24 protein-coding genes are annotated in these 17155 nt (G+C 63.9%); 9 read left to right on the top strand and 15 right to left on the bottom strand.

Annotation, left to right across the window (positions count from 1 at the left end; translation table 11 throughout):
• Positions 1-50: 50 nt before the first annotated feature.
• The 3 genes from AC0KWY_RS00805 to AC0KWY_RS00795 form a co-directional block, all read right to left on the bottom strand.
• Entirely contained in the window at positions 51-365 is a 315-nt protein-coding gene (locus AC0KWY_RS00805) for a BON domain-containing protein (RefSeq protein WP_474027757.1), read from the bottom strand.
• A 133-nt stretch (positions 366-498) separates the two neighbouring features.
• Positions 499-2976 (bottom strand): sensor domain-containing protein, encoded by a 2478-nt coding sequence (locus AC0KWY_RS00800; protein WP_474027756.1) that lies wholly within the window; start codon positions 2974-2976, stop codon positions 499-501.
• Between the two features lie 41 nt (positions 2977-3017).
• Positions 3018-3296, bottom strand: a complete 279-nt coding sequence (locus tag AC0KWY_RS00795) for an ElaB/YgaM/YqjD family protein (protein WP_474027755.1) — start codon at positions 3294-3296, stop codon at positions 3018-3020.
• A 200-nt stretch (positions 3297-3496) separates the two neighbouring features.
• Between AC0KWY_RS00795 and AC0KWY_RS00790 the strand changes: the two genes are divergently transcribed.
• The 4 genes from AC0KWY_RS00790 to AC0KWY_RS00775 all read left to right on the top strand — a co-directional run bounded on the left by AC0KWY_RS00790 (position 3497) and on the right by AC0KWY_RS00775 (position 5410).
• Entirely contained in the window at positions 3497-3655 is a 159-nt protein-coding gene (locus AC0KWY_RS00790; RefSeq protein WP_474027754.1) for a DUF3309 family protein, read from the top strand.
• A gap of 29 nt (positions 3656-3684) precedes the next feature.
• A complete protein-coding gene (locus AC0KWY_RS00785; RefSeq protein ID WP_474027753.1) occupies positions 3685-4104 on the top strand; it encodes a BON domain-containing protein in 420 nt (139 codons plus the stop codon).
• Positions 4105-4138: 34 nt separating this feature from the next.
• Positions 4139-4426 carry a sll1863 family stress response protein gene (locus AC0KWY_RS00780; RefSeq protein ID WP_474027752.1) on the top strand — a complete coding sequence of 96 codons (288 nt, stop codon included), beginning with the start codon at positions 4139-4141 and terminating at the stop codon, positions 4424-4426.
• Positions 4427-4519: 93 nt separating this feature from the next.
• Positions 4520-5410: a hypothetical protein gene (locus AC0KWY_RS00775; RefSeq protein WP_474027751.1), complete on the top strand. Its 891-nt coding sequence runs from the start codon at positions 4520-4522 to the stop codon at positions 5408-5410.
• Between the two features lie 99 nt (positions 5411-5509).
• Here AC0KWY_RS00775 and AC0KWY_RS00770 read toward each other — a convergent pair whose 3' ends face one another.
• On the bottom strand, positions 5510-6073 hold the full coding sequence (locus AC0KWY_RS00770; protein ID WP_474027750.1) for a lipid-binding SYLF domain-containing protein: 564 nt from the start codon (positions 6071-6073) through the stop codon (positions 5510-5512).
• A gap of 221 nt (positions 6074-6294) precedes the next feature.
• On the opposite strand from AC0KWY_RS00770, the gene AC0KWY_RS00765 reads away from it, so the two are divergent.
• A complete protein-coding gene (locus tag AC0KWY_RS00765; protein ID WP_474027749.1) occupies positions 6295-7023 on the top strand; it encodes a S1 family peptidase in 729 nt (242 codons plus the stop codon).
• A 12-nt stretch (positions 7024-7035) separates the two neighbouring features.
• On the opposite strand, the gene AC0KWY_RS00760 is transcribed toward AC0KWY_RS00765, so the two are convergent.
• The 8 genes from AC0KWY_RS00760 to AC0KWY_RS00725 form a co-directional block, all read right to left on the bottom strand.
• The gene (locus tag AC0KWY_RS00760) at positions 7036-7884 is read right to left on the bottom strand and encodes an OmpA family protein (protein ID WP_474027748.1); all 849 of its coding nucleotides are present in this window, start codon (positions 7882-7884) and stop codon (positions 7036-7038) included.
• 110 nt (positions 7885-7994) lie between these two features.
• Positions 7995-8378 (bottom strand): DUF4398 domain-containing protein, encoded by a 384-nt coding sequence (locus AC0KWY_RS00755; RefSeq protein WP_474027747.1) that lies wholly within the window; start codon positions 8376-8378, stop codon positions 7995-7997.
• Positions 8379-8554: 176 nt separating this feature from the next.
• Positions 8555-9259: an alpha/beta fold hydrolase gene (locus AC0KWY_RS00750; RefSeq protein WP_474027746.1), complete on the bottom strand. Its 705-nt coding sequence runs from the start codon at positions 9257-9259 to the stop codon at positions 8555-8557.
• A 42-nt stretch (positions 9260-9301) separates the two neighbouring features.
• Positions 9302-11701: a phosphoketolase family protein gene (locus AC0KWY_RS00745; RefSeq protein WP_474027745.1), complete on the bottom strand. Its 2400-nt coding sequence runs from the start codon at positions 11699-11701 to the stop codon at positions 9302-9304.
• Positions 11698-12018: a chaperone modulator CbpM gene (locus tag AC0KWY_RS00740; RefSeq protein ID WP_474027744.1), complete on the bottom strand. Its 321-nt coding sequence runs from the start codon at positions 12016-12018 to the stop codon at positions 11698-11700. The genes AC0KWY_RS00745 and AC0KWY_RS00740 overlap by 4 nt, the downstream gene beginning before the upstream one ends.
• 2 nt (positions 12019-12020) lie before the next feature.
• Positions 12021-12968, bottom strand: coding sequence for a DnaJ C-terminal domain-containing protein (locus AC0KWY_RS00735; protein WP_474027743.1), 948 nt, complete (start codon positions 12966-12968; stop codon positions 12021-12023).
• 103 nt (positions 12969-13071) lie between these two features.
• The gene (locus AC0KWY_RS00730; RefSeq protein ID WP_474027742.1) at positions 13072-13311 is read right to left on the bottom strand and encodes a DUF2789 family protein; all 240 of its coding nucleotides are present in this window, start codon (positions 13309-13311) and stop codon (positions 13072-13074) included.
• A gap of 20 nt (positions 13312-13331) precedes the next feature.
• Positions 13332-13463 (bottom strand): hypothetical protein, encoded by a 132-nt coding sequence (locus AC0KWY_RS00725; RefSeq protein ID WP_474027741.1) that lies wholly within the window; start codon positions 13461-13463, stop codon positions 13332-13334.
• A gap of 245 nt (positions 13464-13708) precedes the next feature.
• Between AC0KWY_RS00725 and AC0KWY_RS00720 the strand changes: the two genes are divergently transcribed.
• Both AC0KWY_RS00720 and AC0KWY_RS00715 read left to right on the top strand, forming a co-directional pair.
• Positions 13709-13894: a CsbD family protein gene (locus tag AC0KWY_RS00720; protein WP_474027740.1), complete on the top strand. Its 186-nt coding sequence runs from the start codon at positions 13709-13711 to the stop codon at positions 13892-13894.
• 82 nt (positions 13895-13976) lie between these two features.
• Entirely contained in the window at positions 13977-14360 is a 384-nt protein-coding gene (locus AC0KWY_RS00715; protein ID WP_474027739.1) for a PRC-barrel domain-containing protein, read from the top strand.
• A gap of 197 nt (positions 14361-14557) precedes the next feature.
• Here the strand turns inward: AC0KWY_RS00715 and AC0KWY_RS00710 are convergent, their stop codons facing one another.
• On the bottom strand, positions 14558-14725 hold the full coding sequence (locus AC0KWY_RS00710) for a hypothetical protein (RefSeq protein WP_474027738.1): 168 nt from the start codon (positions 14723-14725) through the stop codon (positions 14558-14560).
• Between the two features lie 186 nt (positions 14726-14911).
• Here AC0KWY_RS00710 and AC0KWY_RS00705 point away from each other — a divergent pair, with 186 nt between their 5' ends.
• Positions 14912-15364 (top strand): CHRD domain-containing protein, encoded by a 453-nt coding sequence (locus AC0KWY_RS00705; protein ID WP_474027737.1) that lies wholly within the window; start codon positions 14912-14914, stop codon positions 15362-15364.
• Positions 15365-15453: 89 nt separating this feature from the next.
• Entirely contained in the window at positions 15454-15648 is a 195-nt protein-coding gene (locus AC0KWY_RS00700) for a hypothetical protein (RefSeq protein ID WP_474027736.1), read from the top strand.
• A 222-nt stretch (positions 15649-15870) separates the two neighbouring features.
• On the opposite strand, the gene AC0KWY_RS00695 is transcribed toward AC0KWY_RS00700, so the two are convergent.
• Positions 15871-16398 carry a hypothetical protein gene (locus AC0KWY_RS00695; protein WP_474027735.1) on the bottom strand — a complete coding sequence of 176 codons (528 nt, stop codon included), beginning with the start codon at positions 16396-16398 and terminating at the stop codon, positions 15871-15873.
• Positions 16395-16802 (bottom strand): cupin domain-containing protein, encoded by a 408-nt coding sequence (locus tag AC0KWY_RS00690; protein WP_474027734.1) that lies wholly within the window; start codon positions 16800-16802, stop codon positions 16395-16397. The genes AC0KWY_RS00695 and AC0KWY_RS00690 overlap by 4 nt, the downstream gene beginning before the upstream one ends.
• Positions 16803-17155 lie beyond the last annotated feature (353 nt).

Raw genomic sequence — 17155 nt, 5'->3', positions numbered from 1 at the left:
CGACCGGCGCCAGGGGAAACGCCGGCATCGGCAGCAGGCCTGAAGATCGATTACTTGACACGCATGTCGTTCTTGACCGAAGTGACGCCCTTCACCGCCCGGGCGAGCCCGACGGCCTTGTTGATGGCGGTCTGGCTGCTGACGAAACCGCTCAACTGGACGACGCCCTTGAAGGTTTCGACATTGATTTCGGCCGATTTCAGGGTCGGTTCGCCGAGAATGGCGGCCTTGACCTTGCTGGTGATCATCACGTCATCGACATATTCGCCGGTGCCTTCCTGCTTCGCGGTGGATGCACAACCGACGACGGTCAGCAGCGTCAGGGACAGGAACAAGGCGGACAGATACTTGCTGAATTGATTCATGATTGATTCTCCTGGTAGGGGAACACGGGATTTCCCGATTCCGGCACCGTTTCCCTGCGGAACTTCGACGCCTCGGAACCGAGACTAACGGGACGGGCCGCAGGCATCTGTGCGGTGTCGCACATTGGCGGCATCAGTCGCCGTCATCGGGGGCCTCGCTACGCAGCAGGCGGGCAAACTCCGCCGCCGGCAGGGGACGGCCGAACAGGAAGCCCTGCCCTTCATCGCAGTGCAGCTTGCGCAGGAAGGCGAGTTGCGCCTCGGTTTCCACCCCTTCCGCGACGACGCGCTGCTTGAGGTTCTTCCCCATGCTGATCATCGCCCTGACCAGGCTGGCATCGTCGGGGTCGTTGGCGATGTCATGGACGAAGGACTGGTCGATCTTCAGGGTATCGATCGGGAAACGCTTCAGATAGCTGAGGCTCGAATAGCCGGTGCCGAAATCGTCGATGGCCAGTTGCATGCCCATGGCCTTGAGCGAGGTCAGCAGCGCAGCCGACGATTCGGCGTCAGTCATCAGGATGCTTTCGGTCACTTCCAGCTCGAGATAGCCGGGCAACATGCCGGTTTCCTTCAGTATTTTCGCCACCCCCTGCAGAAACCCCCGGTGGCGGAACTCGACGGCGGAAATATTGACCGAGACGGGAACCACGAGCAGCCCGGAATCCTGCCAGGCCCGCACCTGCCGGCAGGCTTCGCGCAAGACCCAGCTGCCGATCGGGACGATCAGGCCGGACTCCTCGGCAATCGGCACGAACTGCCGCGGATGGAGCAGGCCATGCTCCGGGTCCTGCCAGCGGATCAGGGCTTCGCTGCCGATCATCAGCCCGGACGCGATATCGATCTTCGGCTGGTAATAGAGCAGGAACTCGCCCTGGCGCAGCGCGCGGCGCAGGTTGCCTTCGACAAACAGGCGCCGGACGGCGAGGATGTTCATCTCCGACGTGAAAAACTGGTAGTTGTTCCGGCCGTTGGCCTTGGCGTGATACATCGCCGTGTCGGCGTTCTTCATCACCGTATCGGCATCCTGCCCGTCATCCGGAAAGATGCTGATGCCCACGCTCAGCGACACATGCAGCTCATGGCCGGCGATCAGGCAAGGCTCGGCGACGGCGGCGAGGAGCTTGTCGGCGATCGGTGCGGCGTCGGTGGCCTGCTCGATTTCCGCGAGCAGGATCACGAACTCGTCCCCGCCCTGCCGGCAAACCGTGTCGGTATCGCGGATGCAGGCGATCAGTCGCTCGGCGACCCGTTGCAGCAAGAGGTCGCCCAGCGCATGCCCCAGGGAGTCGTTGATGTGCTTGAAATAGTCGAGATCGACGAACAGCAGGCCGACGCGCTTGTCGTGCCGGCGGGCCTGCCCGATGGCGCGCGACAGGCGCTCGGTGAGCAAGGCGCGATTGGGCAGGCCGGTCAGGAAATCGTGCTGCGCCAGGTAGGCCATCTTCTGCGCGATGGCGCGCGATTCGCTGACATCGTGAAAGACGATCACCGCGCCGGCGACCTGGCCATCCCGGTTGTGAATCGGCGCCGCCGAATCCTCGATCGCCGACTCGCAGCCATCGCGCCGCAGCAGGACGCTGTCCGCCGCCAGGCCGACCGTGCGGTTCTCGCTGATCGCCCGCTGCGCCGGATTGGGCGCGGCTTCGCGGGTAACGCCATCGACGATCCGGAAGACTTCCGACAACTGCCGACCAACCGCTTCTTCCCGGGACCAGCTGGTCATCTGTTCGGCGACCTGATTCAGATAGGTGACGTCACCCACCAGGTTGGTCGTCAGCACCGCATCGCCGATCGAGTTGAGCGTGACCTGGGCCCGCTCCTTTTCTTCGAACAGGGCATCCTCGGCCGCCTTGCGCTCGCTGATGTCCTCGACGGTCTGGACATGGCCGCGCGAACGCCCTCCTTCACCCATGGCAGCCGCATTCAGCCGGGCCCAGACGACACTGCCGTCGGCACGCAGGAAGCGGGCTTCCGACTGGAAGGCCGCCTCGCCGAGCGCCGCCGTCCGCCATTCCTGCAAGACGCGCTGGCGGTCGTCGGGATGGATCGCCATGCTCCAGTTGGTGCCTAGCGTCTGCTCGAGCGTGAGGCCCGATATCTTGTGATAGGCCGCGTTGGTATACACGCATTCGCCGGCGGCATCGGAAACGAAGATGCCGAGCGGCGAGGCATCGCTCATCGCGCGGAAGCGGGCTTCGCTGAGCAGCAGCGCCTCGCGGTTGGCCCGGCGCTCGATCAGGTAGCGCAGGGTACGATTCAGGACGAAGGGATCGAGCTGACTCTTGACGAGGTAATCGTCGGCCCCGTGCTGTTCGGCCTGGCGTGCCGTTTCCTCGTCCTCGGCCGCACAGAGGATCACGATCGGCGTATTTGCCGCCGCCCGCGCCACCTGCTGGATAACGGCCGCACCCTGAGCATCGGGCAGGTCCAGGTCGAGCAGGATGATGGCGAAGCTCGCCCGACCCAGCACGGCCACTGCCTCGGACAGGCTGGCCACCTGCTCGACCAGATAGCCCCCCTCGTTCGCATGCGCCAGCGCCGCTTCAATCAGGCGGACATCGTCCGCCTTGTCTTCGATCAAGAGAACACGCAGCACGCTCTTTGCCATCACCTGCCCTCCTGTCTGATCCGGAAACTGGCGAGCAGAAGTCAACGCCGCCGCAGCATGCTGCCAACCAGCACGCCGACGACGGCTGCGGCGCCGACGATTTTCCAGGGGTTGGCCCGCACGTAGTCGTGGGTGACATTGGCGGCACTGCAGGCCTTCTGCGAAATCGCCTGGCGTGTTGCCGAAAGGCTGTCGGCAACCGAATGGCCGACGTCGTCGAGCAGACGGTCGGTCTTGCCGGCCATTCCCTTCAAATCCCTGACCAGTTTCTCCTTCGTGTTTTCGCTCGGCGGGGGCGGCGTGTTGATTTCTGTCGTCATGATTTCCTCGATATCCACATTGCGTTGCAGCGAGGAAGAGCGACCGCCCGACGGGAAAGCCTCCTCGTTCCTCTGACGGTCATCTTTGCCAGGATCGGAGGGCGGGTCTGTGCGCTGGCAAACAGACGTCCGCCACGGTCTGCGTAGCATGCGACACAGGGCATCGACACCAGATGCCTGCAATTCTGAGGAGAACAAAGATGTCCCTGGGAAGCATTCTGCTGGTCGTCCTGATCCTGTTGCTGATCGGCGCCATTCCAAGTTGGCCACACAGTCGTAGCTGGGGCTATGGCCCCAGTGGCGGCATCGGCCTGCTGTTCCTGATCCTGCTCATCCTGGTTCTGCTGGGCAAGATCTAAGCTCGAAAATCACTCTGGAGAATCAATTCATGATCCCGAACAAACCCACCCTGATCGTCGCCTCGCTGCTCCTGGCGCTTGGCCTGAACGCCTGTGACAAACCCGGCCCGGCCGAGGAGGCTGGCAAGAAACTCGACCAGGTTGTCGAAGACACCGGCAAGAAGGTCGGCGACACCGTCGACAAGGCCGAGAAGAAGATGGACGAACAAGGCGAAAAAGCCGCCCTGGCGATCGACGACACGGAAATCACGGCCCGGGTCAAAGGCGCGATCCTGGCCGAATCCGGGCTGAAATCGCTGCAGATCAGCGTCGACACCGTCAAGGGCGTCGTCACGCTCACCGGCAGCGTCGACTCGCAGAGCAACAGCGACAAGGCCGGGAGCCTGGCTGCCGCCGTCAAGGACGTCAGCGAAGTCCGTAACCAACTGGTCGTCACGCCCAACAAATAAGCCGGCACTGTCGTCGGCGAATCAGGAGAAAACCATGGAAGCGCAGAACGCCTACAAACAGAAGATGGCTGCACAACTCAAGGAATGGGGGAGCCAGATCGATCTGCTGGAAACCCGGATGGACAGCTTTGCTGCCGACATGAAGATCATGCGCATCGAGGAAATTCAGGCCTTGCGCACCAAGCAGCACGCTGCCGCCGACAAGATGAAGGAACTCGGCAAGGCCACTGGCGACGCCTGGCAACAGGTCAAGATCACCGCCGACAGGATGTGGGACGACCTGAAAAGCGGCGTCAACGACGCCCAGTCGAAATTCAAGTAAGCAGCCCCCCTCTGGCGCCTCGCGGCGCATCCATAGCGGTGGCAGGCTGGCGCATGCCATGCCTGCCGGCCCCCTCTTGAAACCGAGAAGACAATGCGCAAACCACTGATTGCCTTGGCAATGCTGCTCCAGTTTTCCGTTCCGGCGCCAGCCCAGGTCAGTTTCGGCTTTGGCTATCAGACGGAGAATGTCAGCATCAGCCTGTCGACCTTTCCGGAGCTGGTCCGCGTCCCGGACTACCCGGTCTATTACGCCGCCGACCTGAACTCGAACTACTTCTTCTACGACGGCATGTACTGGATTTTCGAAGCCGAACACTGGTACTCGAGCGCCTGGTACAACGGGCCATGGCAGGCAGTCGATCCCGAGTCGATGCCGCTCAACCTGTTGCGCGTACCGGTACGCTACTACCGCCGTCCGCCAGCGTTTTTCGCGGGCTGGCGCGCCGCCTCGCCGCCCCGCTGGGGCGACCACTGGGGCCATGACTGGACGCGCCAGCGCAGCGGCTGGGAGCGCTGGAACCGGCGCGCGATGCCGGCCCCGGCACCGCTGCCGACCTATCAAGGCAGATATACCGGCGATCGTTACCCGTCCCGGGAAGAGCAGCCGCTGTTGCAGCAGCGGAACTATCGCCACACCGCCCGCGATCCGCTGGTTCGCCAGCAATCGGCGAGACCGGCGCCGACGATCGATCGGCCGGAACCCGAGCGGCACGACAGGGCGCCGCCGCCCCCGCGCAGAAATGCCGAACCGCCAGCGCCGCCAAGCGGCCGGGATATGCCGGCCGACACCCGGCCATGGCCGCCGCAACAGACCCCGGAGCGCCGGGAGCAGAGGCAGCTTCCGGCCGCCCCCCGGGCCGCCGCGCCGCCGCGACAAGAAGCGCCGGCCGAACGAGAGGCGCAGCGCAGGCAGCCCGCCTCCCACCCGGAGCAGCAACGCAATCGCGAGGACGCCGGCGGCGGCCGGGAACACAGCCGATGAGACTCAATCGCCGCATGGCAGCGACCGATCAACCCCCCAAAGCATGACGGCGGGAAAGGCGACCGACCCCGCCAGCGGCATCGGTCGCCAACGCCGGAGTCAGCGCTTGATACGGCTGATCTTGGTGCCTTCGATGCTGAGGCTGGCCATCAGGCCCTGCTGGTCGAAGATGAAGGCATAGGCGTCGTTCTTCAGGGTCGAGGTGGACAGGTTCTTGGCGACCCCTTCGTTGACCACGACGATGCTCGGCCCGACGCCGAATTCCCAGCCCTTGGAACTGTCGAGATACTTGACGGCCTTGCTGCTCATCAGGAACACAACGTAGCCGTAGGACTCCGCACCCGCCTGCCAGCCCCAGGAGGCGGACACCGAATTGAAATAGCCGGCCTGCTGCGAATTCTTGAGCAGCACCCCTTCGCCGTAACTGCCGCCAAACACCAGCCCGGCCTTGAGTATCTTGGGAAAGACCAGGATTCCCTTGGCTTTGCTGGCCAGGCTTTCGGCGAGCGGGTTGCTCTTGTAGAGGATTTCCAGGGCCTGCGCGGCATCCCGATCGAGATCCTCGGCACTGACGGCAAGCGCCTGGGTGTTGAATGCACTCAATGAAAATGCAGCGGCGGAAATCAGCAGAAACTTTTGCAATATGTCACGTCTGGCAGTCATGGTCATATCCTTTCAGAGCTTGAGGGAATGCCGATTCGGGGATCGGCAAGTCAGCTTAGATTCGGCAGCCGGGCGTTACCGTTCGCCAGCACACAGAGCCAATGCGCCTGGCATCGCCCCGCGAGACTTGCCGACGAGCGTGTGCCAGCGCACGGAACGATCGAGCAAAGACGGCTATACCTGCCTCTCCCGCTTGCCGAAACCTGCCCGCCCCTGCGCTGATGATCGAATCCCTTCTGCTGACCACCCCTCACATCTCGACCTTCAGCGAGCAATCGCTGCTGACCAATGCCACCGGCTTCTTTTTCGAACGCGACACCAGGCTCTATCTGGTGACCAGCCGCCACGTCCTGTACGGCAAGGCCAGCAAGCATTTTCCGAACCGGATCGAAATCGAGTTGCACACCAATGCGGTCAACATCGCCGAATCGACGAACTTCTCCATCCCGCTCTACCGCGATGGCAAACGGCTCTGGCGCCAGGGGCAGGACGCCGCCGGGGATATCGACGTCGCGGTCATCGAAATCGACCGCCAGGCCTTGCCCGGCAAGGTGCTCTACCGCGCCTTCAACCCGAGCCACCTGTTGAGCAAGCTCGACCAGGTGGAAGTGGGCACCTCATTGCTCATTGTCGGTTTTCCGCTCGGCTTCCACGATGCCCTGCACCACACCCCGGTGGTCCGCCACGCCATCATCGCCAGCTCGTTCGGCCTGCGCTTCCAGGGCGAGGGCTTCTTCCTGACCGATGCGCGCACCCATCGCGGCAGCAGCGGCGCGCCGGTGGTGATGCGGATTGCCGAGCCGCTGCCGGCGCATGACGATCTGCCGTGGATGCTGCTCGGCGTTCATTCGTCGCGCTTCGACATCGGCAATCGCGACCGGATCGCGGACGAGGCGCTGGGGTTGAACGGCGCCTGGTACGCGGACATCCTGCTGAAACTGACGGTCTAGAAAACCCCGCTTTCAGCGCGGCTTGATCCTGCCGCCATCCTCGGAAAGCACGATTTCGACGCGCCGGTTCAACTGGCGGGCGGTCGGCGTGGCGTTCGAGGCCACCGGATAGGCCTCGCCGTAGCCCCGCGTTTCGATGCGCTGGCGGGCGATTCCCAACTCGCTCAGGCTACGCGCCACGGCGCCGGCACGACGCTCCGACAGGCGCTGGTTGTAGCGGGTGTCGCCGGTGGTATCGGTAAAGCCCTCGATCAGCACGCTGCGTTGCGGGTACTGCTGCAGGAACTCCGAGAGTTTCAGGATCGTGGACTGGCCCTGCGCGTTCAACTCGTGGCGGTCGCTGGCGAACAGCACATCGCCCAGGGTGATGACCATGCCGCGCTCGGTCTTCTTCGCTGCCAGATCGGCCAGTTGCGCTTCCAGGCCGGACGCCCGGGCGTTGGCGTCGGCGGTGTCGCGGCGTGCCGCAGCGGTCGCCTGGTGCGCCCGATCGGCTTCATCGGTACGTTGCGCCAGGCGTTTCTCATCGCGCAGCCTGCCCGAGTCGGCGACTTCGCTTTCGGCGACCCGGCGCTTGGCCACTTCCTGGGCCAGCGCGGTCTTCTGCCGGGCCAGATAGGCCAGCCGGTCGATCTCTTCCGCACTGTCGTTGTTGGCTGCGGCGGCGTTGGCGAGGGCCAGCGCGTCGCCGGCCTGTTTCAGTTCCAGCCGGGCATGGCTGCCGACCGCGGGACTGTCCTGAGCCGCCCGGTACTCGACGCGCGTCTGATCCAGCAGACTGGTCGTCCGCGGCATGGTGTTGCAGGCGCCAAGCAGGGTGGCGATGACCAGCATGGCTGGCATGACGATACGAGTTTTCATGATTTTTTCCTTGGTGAATTCTGCGGCTTGCTCATTGCTTCAGCGGCGGCTGCGTTGCAACCGAGATCAACTGGCGAGACAACCCGTGGTTCCCGGGCTTGCTCATTGCTTCAGCGGCGGCTGCGTTGCAACTCTTCGTCGAGCACCCGGATATCGGATTCCAGCGCGCTGGCGGCGGCCTGGGCCTTGGCCGAATTGGCCTTGCCCTGGGCCAGCCGGGCATCGGCGCGGGCTTCCTTGGCCAGTTGGGAAGCCAGCTCGTAATCCTTGTCGCGCAGCGCCTTGTTGGCCAGCGCCAGTTTCTCGCGGGCCAGCCGCATTTCGACCGGCGCGTACTCCGCGCCATCGGCACTGGCGGCGTTATCGACGGCCGCGCTGGAAACCGCGACGTCGGCGGTAGCCGGGGTTTTCAGGCTGCTGCAGCCGTAAATGCCGAACACGCTCGCGGCGCACAACAATGTCATCGCGACCCAGGGTCTCGAATTCAGTTTCATGGCTATTCTCCGTTACGCCCTGTCGCCAAATGGACAGGCTGCGATGCTGCTGTACGGAGTTATAGCGCGCCGCCCCGCAGCCATCGGTGCGGCACCGCGCTTAGTGCCCATTGGCGGCGTCCAGTCGATGCCGCCTGCGTCAATGAACGCCAGGCGACTTCAGCAGCGCGGCAGGTTCAGAACTTGTTGTCCTTGATCCAGTCGAGCAGGAGATCGCTAACCAGCGCCGGCTGATCGAGCGTCGCCAGGTGGCCGCATTGGGCGATGGTCTCGAGCCTGGCGTGGCGGATTCCATCGGCAATTTCCGCCGCCAGTTCCGGTGGCGTGATCTGGTCATCCTGGCCGCAGACCACCAGGGTCGGGCAGGTGATGTCTTTCAGCGTCGGCCGACTATCGGGGCGGCCGCTGATGGCCCGCTGCTGACGCGCGAAGACCTCGTGGCCGAGACCGCTCGCCATCGACTGGATGACGCCGCGCACGGCGGGAAGGTTCATCCGTTCGGGATGCGAGAGCAGAGGCAGCAGTTGTTCGATCACCGCGTCGAGATCGCTCGCCGCCAGTTCGATCAGCGCTTCCCGTTTGGCGCTGGCCTCTGCCGTATCCGGGCGCGCCGTCGTATCCATCAACACCAGTCCGCTCACCCGCTGCGGGGCCTGGCGCATGATTTCGAAGGCGACATAGCCGCCCAGCGACAAGCCGAGCAGCACAAAATGCCTGGCCGAGACTGCTTGAAGAACGCTGGCCGCCAGTTCGGCGATCGACTCGGCGATGGTCAGGTTGCCGACTTCGACGCGAGCCACCGTGGTCAGGGCGGCAACCTGATCCGTGAATACGCTCGCGTCATTGAGCAAGCCTGGTAACAGCAATATGGTCGGTTTCATGGTTTGTCTCCTCGAAAGATTGGCTGGCGCCTGCGCCAGGGATTACCGGGATGCCGCCCTGGCGCCCGACCATTGCCAGTCCTGGATTTCCGGCATGTCCTCGCCGTGTTCCAGGATGTAGTGGGTGTGCTCGTTGAGCTTGTCGCGCATCGCCTGCTTGATGTGCGCGGCCTGCGCGTGCAGCTTCGGCACCCGGCTGGCGACGTCGATGACCAGATGGAAGCGGTCCAGGCTGTTGAGCACGACCATGTCGAACGGCGTGGTCGTCGTCCCCTCCTCCTTGTAGCCGCGGACATGCAGCTGGGTGTTGTTGCGCCGATAGGTCAGGCGGTGGATCAGCCACGGGTAACCGTGATAGGCGAAGACGATCGGCTTGTCGGTGGTGAACAGCGAGTCGAATTCGTCGCTAGCCAGGCCGTGCGGGTGCTCTTCCTGCGGTTGCAGGGTCATCAGGTCGACGACGTTGATGTAGCGGATTTTCAGCTCGGGGGCGACTTGATGCAGGATGTCGATGGCGGCCAGCATTTCCAGCGTCGGCACGTCGCCGGCCGAGGCCAGGACGATGTCGGGTTCGCCCGGCTGGTCGTTGCAGGCCCATTCCCAGAGGCCGATGCCGGCGCTGGCGTGGTTGATCGCCGCTTCCATGTCGAGCCACTGCCAGTCCGGCTGCTTGCCGGCGACGATGACATTGACCAGGTTGCGGCTCCTCAGGCAGCGGTCGGTGACGTAGAGCAGCGTGTTGGCATCGGGCGGCAGGTAGACGCGGATGATGTCGGCCTTCTTGTTGACCACGTGGTCGATGAAGCCCGGGTCCTGGTGCGAGAAGCCGTTGTGGTCCTGGCGCCAGACATGCGAGGTGAGGAGGATGTTGAGCGAGGCGATCGGCCGCCGCCAGGGAATCTCGCTGCAGGTCTTGAGCCACTTGGCGTGCTGGTTGAACATCGAATCGACGATGTGGATGAACGCCTCGTAGCAGGAGAACAGGCCGTGCCGGCCGCTCAGCAGATAGCCTTCGAGCCAGCCCTGGCAGGCGTGTTCCGAAAGCACTTCCATGACCCGGCCATTCGGCGCCAGGTGATCGTCATCGACAAAGCGCTCGGCCATCCAGTTGCGATCGGTGACGTCGAACAGCGCGCCGAGGCGGTTGGAGGCGGTTTCGTCGGGGCCGAAGATGCGGAAATTGTCGGGATTCCTGGCCATGACGTCGCGCAGGAAGACGCCCATGGCGCGCGTCGCCTCGGCCACCGTCCCGCCCGGCTCGGGCACCGCCACGGCATAGTCGCGAAAGTCCGGCAGGCGCAGATCGCGCAGCAGGCAACCGCCGTTGGCATGCGGATTGGCCCCCATGCGTTGCTTGCCGCGCGGCGCCAGGGCGGCGATCTCGGGCAGCAACCGGCCATCGTCGTCGAACAGTTCGGCCGGCCGGTAGGAGGCCATCCACTCGGCCAGCGCCTGCACATGCTCCGGCTTGTCCATGTCGCTCAAGGGGACCTGGTGCGAGCGCCAGGTGCCTTCGCTTTGCTTGCCATCGACGATTTTCGGCCCGGTCCACCCCTTGGGCGAACGCAGGATGATCATCGGCCAGCACGGACGCGTCATCTCGCCACCTTCGCGAGCCCGGCGCTGAATGGCTGAAATGTTGCCGATCGCCCGGTTGACCGCCACTGCCATCAACTGGTGCATGCGGGTCGGGTCATCCCCCTCGACGAAGATCGGCTGGTAGCCGTAACCGACGACCAGGGATTCCAGTTCATGGTGGCTGATCCGGGCCAGGATCGTCGGGCTGGCGATCTTGTAACCGTTGAGGTGGAGTATGGGCAGGACGGCGCCGTCGGTACAGGGATTGAGGAACTTGTTGGAGTGCCAGGAAGTCGCCAGCGGCCCGGTTTCCGCCTCGCCGTCGCCGACCACGCAGCAGGCGATCAGGCCCGGGTTGTCGAAGACGGCGCCATAGGCATGAAACAGCGCGTAACCGAGTTCGCCGCCCTCGTGTATCGACCCCGGCGTTTCCGGCGAGGCATGGCTGGGCACGCCGCCGGGAAACGAGAACTGCCTGAACAGCCGGCGCATCCCCGCTGCGTCCTGCGGGACGTCCTGGTAGAACTCGCTGTAACTCCCCTCCAGCCAGGTGTTCGCCACGACGGCCGGACCGCCGTGACCGGGGCCGGCGATGAAGATCATGTTCAGGTCGTGCCGATTGATCGCCCGGTTCATGTGCACGTAGATGAAGTTCAGCCCCGGCGTCGTGCCCCAGTGCCCGAGCAGGCGCGGCTTGATGTGGGCCAGGGTGAGCGGCAACTTGAGCAGGGGGTTGTCGAGCAGGTAGATCTGTCCGACCGACAGGTAGTTCGCCGCGCGCCACCAGGCGTTCATGCGTTCGAGCTCATCGGCGACAAGCGGCATCGGGGTGGTCAGCATTGCGTTGTCCTCGCTACGGTTCATGGGACGCCCGCCCCACGCAAACGGGCGTGCAGGATTTCCAGTTCTTCCAGCAACTGCACCGCCAGTGCGGCGCCGGCCAGGTTGACGCCGAGATCGCGTTGCAGACGGCAGGCGACCATCGCGCGATGCAGGTGGAGGCCGCTGAAGCGCCAGTGGTGCATGACGCGGCCACGCGGCGAAAGCACGCCTTCGTCGACCAGTTCGAGAATGGCTTCGATGTGGACGGCGCAGGCCTGGCTGAGCTCGCTCAGCGTCAGCTCGTTCTGCTCTTCGAGAATGGTCGCGCAGGCTTGCGGCAGCATCCTGGTCTCGTCCATGCTCATTCTCCCAGTCCGGAACGCGGTTTGAAGGTTTTGAACTGCCCCGCCATGGCGCTGAAGAAGGCCTTGTCGGCATCGTTTTCGGCGGGTGGCACAAGCACTTTGAGCACCGCGTAGAAATCGCCGGGGGTGTTGCCGGGAATGCCGCGCCCCTTGAGGCGAAGCTTGCTGCCGGATTTCGAGTTCGGCGGAATCTTCAGGTTCACCGTGGCATCCGGCGTCGGCACGCCGAGCGTTGCTCCCAGCGCAGCTTCCCAGGGGGCCAGCGGCAGGTCGAGAAAGACGTCGCGCTGCTCGACCCGGAAATGCGCATGAGGATTGAACGACACTTCCAGGTAAAGATCGCCCGCCCTGCCCTGGCCGATGCCGGGCGCCCCCTGGCCGAGCAGACGGATATGCTGACCGGCGCGGACACCTCGCGGAATCGTCACGTTGAGCTTCAGCGAGCGCATCTTCACCTTGCCGTCGGCGTCCACCTCGGGCGTGCCGAGCGTGATGGTCCGGGTCGCACCGTTATAAGCATCGGCCAGGTCAATCATGATCCGGGCATGGCGATCCTCGCCGCGCGCATGAAACCCCGGCGTCTCCCGATGGCTGGCCGAGAAACCCCGGCCATAGATGGATGCGAAGAAATCGCTGAAATTCGCGGCATCCCCGGCGTCTGCGGCATCGCCGGAAAACTCGAAGCCGGCGTTCCAGTCCGGCGGCGGCCGGAAATCCTGGCCGGCCTGCCAGTTGCTGCCCAGCCGGTCGTAGGCCGCGCGCTTCTCGAGATCCTTGAGCACCGCGTTGGCTTCGCCGAGTTCCTTGAACCGTGCTTCGGCCTCGGGATCCTTGCTGACATCCGGGTGATATTTCCGGGCCAGTTTGCGATAAGCGCGCTTGATCTCGTCCTGGCTGGCGTCCCGCGCCACCCCCATGATCTTGTAGTAATCCTTGAATTGCATGGTTTGGCCTGTCTCGGGCGGCTTCTTTCAGGTCACGGGCGCTGCCGGTCGTCGGCGAGCGCCCCACCCTGCACAGAGGAAGAACGAAGCGGAAAACCGGCACCTAAGCGGAGGCATGCAGTTCGGAATTCAGCGCTTCGACCACCTCGGCCCAGTCGGCATCGTCGCTGATCGCCTGCTCCAGGAAAGCCGCTTGCGAAGGCGACCAGAAAACGGCCAGGTGCAGTTGTACGTCGCCCGCCAGCGGCCGTCTGGCTTCGATGAACTGCTCGGTCCCTTGCGGCGGCTGATGCTCTCCCAGTTGGTCGAACAGTTCGTCCATGCTGTGCGCGTGCTGTTCCATGCCGTCGTCCCCTTCGCAAATCAACGAACGGTGATCAGGGGATTGGGGTGCGCTTTTTCCTGCTTCTTGTTCTTCTTGGCGACCTTTTTTTCCTTGGGGGTCAGTACCGCCTGTTTCCGGTCTTCCTTGGTTCCGTGTCGTTCCTTGCCCATGGTCGTTCTCCTCGGGGTGAATGGGTACGTCGTTGAAGGCTAGCCCAGTACCGGCGATCCGTATGTTGGCCAGCGCACATTTCCGTTTCGGCCTGCCGATCCCGCTATTGCCGGGATTGGCGAGCCGTTCGCTATGCGCGCCAGCGTACCGATTGCCGGGGCCACCTTGCCTAATCTCACGTCACGGATGCCGGATCGCAGTTCCGGCATCCGTCCATCATCAATTCAACTTGCAGGAGAAAACCATGAACAAGGATCAAACCAAGGGCCGTATCGAAGAGGCCAAAGGCAAAGTCAAGGAAGTGACCGGCAACCTCGTCGGCAACGACGAACTGGAACTGAAGGGAAAGATCCAGAAGTCCGGCGGCAAGGTCCAGGCTGCCTACGGCGACCTCAAGGAAGACATCAAGGATGCCAGCAAGGAAAAGTGAGCCATCCGGGATATAGGCCGGCGCCACTGCCTACGCCCATCTCCGCACACAGCCTGTCCCCACACAAATTCAGGAGTAGCAAATGACCCAAATCATCCATTCGGAACTCACCACCACCGGCCAGATCGCCTCCAGGTTGCTCAGTGCCAGTACGCTCGCCGCCGACGACGTGTACAACCCGAAAGGCGAAAAGCTGGGCAGCATCAAGGAACTCATGCTCAACATCAATAGCGGCAAGGTCTGTTACGCCGTGCTCTCCTTCGGCGGTTTTCTCAGCCTGGGCGAAAAGCTCTTTGCCGTGCCGTGGAGCGCCCTGAAGGTCGACACCGACAACCAGCGCTTTGTCATGGACACCGATGAGGAACGCCTGAAAACCGCGCCGGGCTTCGATTCCGACAAGTGGCCCAACATGGCCGACTCGACCTGGGAAAAGAACGTCAACGCCTATTACGGCACGACACTCTGAAGCCGATCCCGCCCGCCAGGCCGGTGCGCAAGCCCGAGCCCGGCCGGGCGGGATAGCCGAGTCTCGCTCACCAGCGCCGACAATATCCCGTCATGCGGTCGGCGTTTCCGGATTGCCGGCCGATGGCCGCCTGCCCGGTCCTCAGTCGCATCGCGCGCCTGTTCCATGCGCTTGCGGCCATCCTTGAATGCCAGCGCTCAATCCGGCGCCGGCGTCGGCTCCCCATCCGCTACCTGCTCCGCCGGCGCCAGCGCGGGCCGCGCCGTGTCGTCGAGCTTGGGTTCGAAGATTGATGCCCAGTGGCGGCAGCCCGGCTGCGTGGCCGGGTGTCCATGGTCCCTGACGGGGTCGATTTCCTTGTTCATGTGTGCTCTCCGCTACCGGCTCAGCCGGGGAATGTCGCCCCGACTATGCACGCAGGATGCGGACGGCTCGGTATGCCAGCCAACATAGGTCAGCGCAACGTCCGGTCTGTGTGCGCTGGCGAACGGAAATCCCTGCCTGCCTGGCAAATCATCACCGTTCCCAACCCTTTCAGAGAGATAAGCAAAATGACCCCGCGCCCCCGCTCCCCCCATCTGCTGACTCGCCTTGTCCCGCTGGCGCTGTTGCTGGCATCGGCGCCGCTGTTCGCCGAGATGCCGGTTTCGGTTTCCCTGAGCGGCGCTGCCGAAGTACCGGCAGTCGTCACCCCGGCAAGCGGTCTGGTGAAGATCAGCGTCCTGCCCAATCGCACCATCAGCGGCAGCGTCGACACCAAGGGCATGCTCCCGACCATGGCGCACATCCACGAGGGTAGCGTCGGCACGAACGGAGCGCCCATCGTCACCTTGATCAAGACCGGCGACAACGTCTTCACGGTCCCGGCCGATAGCCGGTTCAGCGAGGCGCAGTACACCAGCTACCTGGCCGGCAAGCTGTACGTGAACGTCCATAGCCTGGCCCATCCGAATGGCGAAATCCGCGCCCAACTGCCCGGCAAGCCGATCCGCATCGCCAACTGACCGGCATCCCCGGAATCGACGCGACGCGAACGGCATCAACCACCTGGATCACCCCGTCCCTCAAACCCGCAACCTGGTCAGGAATTCCCATGAGAAAACTTCTTGTCGTGATACTTGCCGTCGGCAGCCTGCTTGCCGGCTGTGTCGTCCATGACGGCCCCTATCGCGATGGCGGCGACCGCCGCGGCGATCACGACGGCCCGCCGGATCGCATCCACGATCGCGACCGCGATGGCGTTCCGGATCGACGGGACACGCGCCCGAACAACCCGAACCGCTACTAGAGCGTGTCACAGCAAGCAGCGGGCGGCGCGAGAGGTTGACGGGGAGGCACTGCCAGGCGCCGGTCGCGCCGCGCAGTGATCTGCACCAGCGAGCGGCAATGCGCCACGCCAACCGCCGTCCCGCAGATTACGGTGAACACGCCCTGGCCGAAGCCAGCCGCCGGGCGACCGAGCACGCGGAGTCGCCGGCGGCATGCCATCCTGATCGACGGCTGACGGCATTCAAACCGTCATCGCGACATCCTTGACGTCGCCGACCGAGGTGGCGATGACATCCCGCGCCACCTCGGTTTCCTGCTCGGTCCGGGTCTCGGCGACCAGAACCACCTGGCCGCTGGCAATCGCATCCCGGATCAGGTCGGAAAGCCACCCCTCCTTGTGTCCGAAGCCGGCGTTGGCGCCGGCGGCAGCGCCGACGAATGCCCCCAGGCTGGCGCCCCAGCCCAGCATGACCAGCGGCGCGACCAGCGGACTGGCGACGAACAGGCTGACATTTGCCGCCACGATCGCCAATTGCGCCAATGCCCCGATCCCGCCCCCGACGGCGGTACCGATCGCGCCATCCACGAGCACGTTGGTCAGGAGGGTACTGTCCTTGCCTTCGATCTCGGTGACGGCCGGACCGGACTCGGCGTCGAAGAGCTGAAGTTGTTCGCTTGGCATGCCGCGTTCGACGAGGCGGTCAAATGCGGCTTCGGCTTGATTGCGATGGGCAAAAAAACCTGAAACGTGGTGACGATATTCATTCATTTGAGACTCCCGGATTCGCTCGTCTTGCCATTGAAATGTTCAGTGTCACCCTCGGCGTCCGAGCGTTTTTCATGGATGACGCCGTCGCGATGATTTGGCGGTGAGTAGAGCGTGTAGAGCTTGAGCGGCACCGTGCCGGTATTGACGATGTTGTGGTTGACGCCGGCCGGCACCAGCACTGCGTAACCCGTCTTGATCGGCGTCCTGGCGCCGTTCATGATCGCCTCGCCGGCCCCTTCCTCGATGCGGAAGAACTGGTCAACCTTGTGAATTTCGGCGCCGATCTCCTCCTGTGGCAGCAACGACATGAGGACCAACTGGGAATGCTTGGCCGTGTATAGCACGCGGCGAAAGCTGTCGTTCTGGACGACAAGGCTTTCGATATCCTGGGCGAAACCGTTCATGGGAACTCCTTTTCTCGCGCTTCCACGCTCGTCCGTCCGTTGCCGCCATCGGCGACGGGCTTTCAAGGTAGCCCGAACGCATCGCGCCTACCGTGCGCCCGGCAACATAGGAAGACGAACCCGCGGCAAGACGCCGGGGAAGCGCCATCAATCGATGAAGATGACGGCCAGGGCCAGCGCCGCGAGAAACAGGAGAAGTGGCAGTACTTCGCCCATGGCAACGGAACCGGCCGTGGCGACGGCAATTGAATATGGCATGTCGATCTCCCCTGGTTAGGAAAGAGCATGAAGCCAGGTCATGGCGAGGCCGTCGGTGCGCGGGCAAACATTGCCGCACAGGCCCTCTGGCAGCA

Source organism: Azonexus sp. MM2026_4 (genome assembly GCF_055901855.1).
The sequence above is the reverse complement of the archived record's forward strand: the minus strand, read 5'-3'. Positions and strand labels throughout refer to the sequence as shown.